Origin of the sequence: Pseudomonas sp. NPDC089569, assembly GCF_050280625.1 — a bacterium.
In the GTDB taxonomy this organism is placed as follows: Bacteria; Pseudomonadota; Gammaproteobacteria; order Pseudomonadales; family Pseudomonadaceae; genus Aquipseudomonas.
Genome location: NZ_JBNNVQ010000185.1, coordinates 1 through 4,902, shown reverse-complemented (window position 1 = coordinate 4,902; position 4,902 = coordinate 1). Strand labels below are relative to the sequence as shown.

The 4,902-nt window shown below is 58.4% G+C and carries 5 protein-coding genes and 1 pseudogene; all 6 read right to left on the bottom strand.

The features are described from left to right. Positions 1-376: pseudogene (locus ACQKP2_RS31665) on the bottom strand (carbohydrate ABC transporter substrate-binding protein); the annotation flags it as partial. Between the two features lie 47 nt (positions 377-423). Continuing rightward, entirely contained in the window at positions 424-696 is a 273-nt protein-coding gene (locus ACQKP2_RS31660) for a DUF2160 domain-containing protein (RefSeq protein WP_427582218.1), read from the bottom strand. A gap of 10 nt (positions 697-706) precedes the next feature. Then, a complete protein-coding gene (locus tag ACQKP2_RS31655; protein WP_427582217.1) occupies positions 707-1,507 on the bottom strand; it encodes a carbohydrate ABC transporter permease in 801 nt (266 codons plus the stop codon). A gap of 8 nt (positions 1,508-1,515) precedes the next feature. Next, on the bottom strand, positions 1,516-2,382 hold the full coding sequence (locus ACQKP2_RS31650) for a carbohydrate ABC transporter permease (protein ID WP_007981247.1): 867 nt from the start codon (positions 2,380-2,382) through the stop codon (positions 1,516-1,518). Further along, complete coding sequence (locus tag ACQKP2_RS31645; protein ID WP_427582216.1) at positions 2,379-3,506, bottom strand: ABC transporter ATP-binding protein; 1,128 nt, start codon at positions 3,504-3,506, stop codon at positions 2,379-2,381. Before ACQKP2_RS31645 ends, ACQKP2_RS31650 begins: the two co-directional genes overlap by 4 nt. Further along, entirely contained in the window at positions 3,506-4,600 is a 1,095-nt protein-coding gene (locus ACQKP2_RS31640) for an ABC transporter ATP-binding protein (RefSeq protein WP_427582215.1), read from the bottom strand. The genes ACQKP2_RS31645 and ACQKP2_RS31640 overlap by 1 nt, the downstream gene beginning before the upstream one ends. Positions 4,601-4,902: the final 302 nt, after the last annotated feature.

Sequence of the window (4,902 nt, the reverse complement as noted above, 5' to 3'; positions counted from 1 at the left end):
GGCTCTTGTCCGACTGCATCACGGTCTGCAACTTTTCCACGACGTCGCCTTCCTGCAGCAGGTCGTGTGTCACCTTGATTCCGGTGATTTCGGTAAACGCCTTGGCCAGCACCTTGGACTCATATTCGTGGGTGGTCAGGGTTTCCGAAACGACCTTGATATCCATCCCGCGAAACGGCTCCGCCGCCTTGATGAACCACTTGAGCTCTTCCAGCTGTTGATCCGCCGTGAGCGTGGACGGCTTGAACTCACTGCCAATCCATTTCTTTGCAGCTTCTTCATAGGCATCGGCCCAGGCAGACGCGCTCAAACCGCTGAGTGCCAGCAAGGCTGCCAATGAAATGCTATGACGCAGCTTATTGTTTTTGTCGAACATAGAGACCTCCTGTTTAAGTTCCGGAGCAACATTGCCGAGCGATTCGACTAGCCCCAACGCATCACAGCCAACAGCCACACCAGGGACAACGCGAACGCTACCCAGATGCTCCAGTCGGTCACGCCGATCACCAGCAAGTGCAGGTAGGCGCTGCCGAGAAGACCGATGAACAACCGATCACCACGGGTGGTGGCAATTGGCAAAAAGCCCCGCCGAAGCACGCTCGGCGAACGAAACTCCCAAGTCGTCATGGCGATCAGGATCAAGGCGATGACACCGAAGAACGCTGCTGTCGGGATCGTCCAGCTCATCCATTCCATCTTTGACTCCTCATACCCGGCCCAGGGCAAAGCCCTTGGCCACATGGTTGCGAACAAACCAGATCACCAGCATGCCCGGCAGGATGGTCAACACCCCCGCCGCCGCCAGTACGCCCCAGTCGATACCCGACGCCGAGACCGTACGCGTCATGACTGCCGCGATGGGTTTGGCGTTGACCGACGTCAGGGTTCGCGCCAGCAAGAGTTCAACCCAGGAAAACATGAAGCAGAAAAACGCCGTGACGCCGATGCCGGAGCCGATCAGCGGGATGAAAATCTTCACGAAGAACTTGGGAAAGCTGTAGCCATCGATGTAGGCGGTTTCGTCGATCTCCTTCGGAACCCCCGACATGAACCCCTCAAGAATCCACACCGCCAGCGGCACATTGAACAGGCAGTGCGCCAGGGCCACGGCGATGTGGGTGTCGAACAGCCCGATCGAGGAATACAGCTGGAAGAACGGCAAGAGGAATACCGCCGGGGGCGCCATGCGGTTGGTCAGCAGCCAGAAGAACAGGTGCTTGTCACCCAGGAACCGATACCGTGAGAACGCATAGGCTGCCGGCAAGGCCACGCTCAGGGAAATCACCGTGTTCAGGCTCACGTAATACAGCGAGTTGAGGTAACCGGTGTACCAGCTCGGGTCGGTGAAAATCACCTTGTAGTTGTGGAAGGTGAAATCCTGGGGAAACAGCGTCAGGCCGCCCAGGATTTCGGTGTTGCTCTTGAAGGACATGTTCAACAGCCAGTAGATCGGCACCAGCAAGAACAGCACATAGCACAACAACGGGATCAGCTTTCTTTTGCTCATGGCGGGCCTCAGCGGTTCGCGTCCGAGTGAGTCATGGCCGTGTAAAACAGCCAGGACACCAACAGGATGATCAGGAAGTACACCAGCGAGAATGCCGCCGCCGGCCCCAAGTCGAACTGCCCGACCGCCATTTGCGTCAGTGTCTGGCTGAGGAAGGTCGTGGCATTGCCCGGCCCGCCGCCGGTGAGCACGAACGGCTCGGTGTAGATCATGAAACTGTCCATGAAACGCAGCATCACGGCGATCAGCAGCACGCTCTTGAGCTTGGGCAACTGGATATGCCGGAATACCGCCCAGGCTGATGCGCGATCGATCCGCGCCGCCTGGTAGTACACATCCGGAATCGCCCGTAATCCGGAAAAGCACAGCAGCGCTACCAGGGACGTCCAGTGCCAGACATCCATGACCAGGACGGTGACCCAGGCGTCCATGGTGTTTGCCGCATAGTTGTAGCTGATGCCCATCGCATTGAGGCTGGAACCGAGCAGGCCGATGTCGGCCCGACCGAAGATCTGCCAGATGGTGCCGACCACGTTCCATGGAATCAGCAACGGAATCGCCAGAACGATCAACACCACCGACGACCAGCGGCCCTTGGTCGGCATGGTCAGGGCAATTGCGATACCCAGCGGGATTTCGATCAGCAGCACGCAAGCCGAATAGATGAACTGACGCAACAGCGAATCGTGCAGGCGCGGATCCAGCAGGACTTGCTTGTACCAGTCGGCACCGACGAAATAGCGGCTGGACTGGTCGAAGATGTCCTGCACCGAATAGTTGACCACGGTCATCATCGGGATCACCGCACTGAACGCCACCAGCAGGAACACCGGCAGGACCAGCCACCAGGCCTTGTTGTTCTGCACCTTGTTCATGGCTGCACCTCCCTGTTGGCAACGTCCTGATTCCCGGATTGCAACAGGAACTCATCGGCGTAGACCATCAGCCACTGCGCCGGAAAACTGATGTATGCCGTGCCTTGCGGCACCGGTTTGTCTTCGGCAAGGCGCACTTTGAGCGACACACCATCGAGGTTCAGCGTCATGATCTTGTAAGTACCCAGGTCTTCGACATGGATGACCTGGGCCCGCAGCGCATCATCGAAGGCTTCCTCCCACACATGCACGAACTCCGGCCGGATACCGACCTTCAGGGTTTTCCACTCGGACTCGGCGATGCGCTGCTGCATGGCCTGCGGAAGCGCAAGGTGGGTCGAGGCGAAACCGACACCACCCGGCCGCGGCTGCACCTCGATCAGGTTCATGCCGGGACTGCCAATGAAATAGCCGACAAAGGTGTGGCTCGGCCGTTCGAACAACTCACGCGGCGTACCGAACTGCACGATTTGTCCGCCGTACATCACCGCGATCTTGTCGGCGAAGGTCGAAGCCTCCAGCTGATCGTGGGTGACGTAGACCATGGTGATGTTGAACTGCTCGTGGATCTGCTTGAGCTTGCGCCGCAGCTTCCACTTCAGGTGCGGGTCGATCACCGTCAGTGGCTCGTCGAAAAGGATCGCCGACACGTCATCGCGCACCAGTCCGCGGCCCATGGACACTTTCTGTTTTTCGTCAGCCGTGAGGTTGCGTGCCTTTTTGTTCAACAGCCCCTGCAAATCGAGGACTTCGGCAATTTCCTGCACCTTGGAGTGAATTTTCGCTTCGGCCATGCCCTGGTTGCGTAACGGGAACGCCAGGTTGTCGAACACCGTCATGGTGTCGTAGACCACCGGGAACTGGAAAACCTGGGCGATGTTGCGCTTTTCCGGGGACAAGTCGTTGACGGCCTTGCCGTCGAACAGCACATGGCCCTGGGAGGGGCTGAGCAACCCCGAAATGATGTTGAGCAAGGTCGACTTGCCGCAACCCGAGGGTCCGAGCAGCGCGTAGGCACCGCCCTGCTCCCAGATGTGATCCATCTCGCGAATCGCGTAATCCTCAGGCGCGCTGGGGGTGCGGGAATAACTGTGGGCGAGGTTCTCCAAATGAATTTCGGCCATCAGGCTACCCTCGCGATACGCTGGCCCGGCGCCTGAACCAGCCGCCCCTGCGTATCGAACACAAACAGTTTATGGGTCGGGATGTAGATGCGGATCGGCGCATCGACGTCGTACTCGTGCACACCGGGCAAGTGCAACACCAGCAGGAAATGCTCGTTGCGCACATGCAGGAAGGTTTCCGAGCCGCTGATTTCGGCCACTTCGACGGTCACCGCCAGCTCCAGGTCATCGTCATTGCTCGGTACCAGCGAGATATGACTGGGGCGCACACCGAAACGGAACTCACCCTCACCCACCGAACGCAAATCGACGTTCAGCGGGAAGTGCACGAAATTGGCGAAACTCACTTCGTTACCGGCAATGCGCCCCGGCATCAGGTTGATCGGTGGCTCGGAAAACAGCTCGGCCGCCAGTACGGTCCTTGGCTGGTGATAGACCTGCGACGCCTTGCCGCTCTGAACCACCCGCCCCTCGTGAAGAATGGTCGTGGTGCCGCCCAGGGCCAGCGCTTCGTTGGGCTCGGTGGTGGCATAAATGGCGATGGTGTGGTGAGCCTTGAACAGCTCGCGCATTTCCTGGCGCAGTTCTTCGCGCAGCTTGTAATCGAGGTTGACCAACGGCTCGTCGAACAGGATCAGCTCGGCATCCTTGACCAGCGCCCGGGCCATGGCCGTGCGCTGTTGCTGGCCACCGGACAGTTCGAGGGGATGGCGTTGAAGGAACTTCTCGATGCGCAGCATCTTCGCGGTTTCCAGCACCTTGGTCTGGATCAGCTCATTGGACACACCGGCCTGGCGCAATGGCGAAGCGATATTCTCGAAGACCGTCATGGTCGGGTAATTGATGAACTGCTGATACACCATCGACACGTTGCGCAGACGCACCGGCCGCTGGGTGACATCGACACCGTTCATCAGGATGCGACCGCTGTCGGGCTTGTCCAGCCCGGCCATCAGGCGCATGAGGCTGGTCTTGCCGGACAAGGTGCGCCCGAGCAGAACGTTGAAGGATCCGGGTTCGAAATTGAGGCACGCATCGTCGATCCAGGTCTGGCCCTCGACGGTACGGCTGACATGCTCCAGGGTGAGTGACATGGCTCGGCCTTTTTATTTTTGGAGTCAAGCGACCGGAGCGATATAGCGACATCCATGCCAGAAATCACAAGCTATTGATTCAGTTTGAAAAATACGAAAACAGCAGGGACTTTGTGTTCGTTGCTGAACACAAATGAACAATCGGGGCTGAACAACTGAACACTTCAACGATTGACAGTGAACAATAGTGAACAACACTCTATTAGCACTTTAGTGCCACGAATTGCTTATCGTAGGAGCCAGGCTTGCCGGCGAGCAGGCGCGGCAGCGGATCAGCCGCAGGACCTGGGTAGCCTGAAGGC